This is a genomic window from Pseudomonas japonica, from assembly GCF_013522925.1.
Classification (GTDB): domain Bacteria; phylum Pseudomonadota; class Gammaproteobacteria; order Pseudomonadales; family Pseudomonadaceae; genus Aquipseudomonas; species Aquipseudomonas japonica_A.
Window position 1 is genome coordinate 1 of the sequence record NZ_JAAMQU010000043.1, and the last position, 635, is coordinate 635.

A 635-nucleotide genomic window follows, 5' to 3' on the forward strand; every position below is an offset into this window, starting at 1 on the left:
CATCCACCGTATGCGCTTATTCACTTGACCATATAACCCCAAGCAATCTCGGGATCGTACGGTGGTGAAGACAACATTCGCCGAAAATTCGCGATTCAACTCACAAATTTTACCTTAGCCTGAACACACACCAGTGAAAGTGCTGTCCAGTCTATCTTTCTATCACATACCCAAATTTTTAAAGAACGATCTGGCGTAAAAACCAGAAATCAATATTCGCGTTCGCAAATATTCATTTCTGCTTTCTCGACTGCAAGCAACAAGCTTTAAGTGGTGGAGCCAAGCGGGATCGAACCGCTGACCTCCTGCGTGCAAGGCAGGCGCTCTCCCAGCTGAGCTATGGCCCCGTATATCTACAGGGTGACCACACGAGAATTGGTGGGTCTGGGCAGATTCGAACTGCCGACCTCACCCTTATCAGGGGTGCGCTCTAACCAACTGAGCTACAGACCCAATTTCGAGCTTGTAGCTTCGAGCTTGCGGCTTAAAGCTGCTTCTATCGTCTTTGACAAGGAATCAAGCAATTCGTGTGGGTGCTTATGGGCGGCTGTGTCGTCGATTAAGGAGGTGATCCAGCCGCAGGTTCCCCTACGGCTACCTTGTTACGACTTCACCCCAGTCATGAATCACACCGT

General features: G+C 49.6%; 2 tRNA genes and 1 rRNA gene. All 3 read right to left on the reverse strand.

Annotated features, from left to right (window positions below):
- Positions 1–271: 271 nt before the first annotated feature.
- Positions 272–347, reverse strand: a tRNA-Ala gene (locus G7016_RS24770).
- A 29-nt stretch (positions 348–376) separates the two neighbouring features.
- A tRNA-Ile gene (locus tag G7016_RS24775) sits at positions 377–453 on the reverse strand.
- A gap of 107 nt (positions 454–560) precedes the next feature.
- Positions 561–635 (reverse strand): 16S ribosomal RNA (locus G7016_RS24780); the annotation flags it as partial.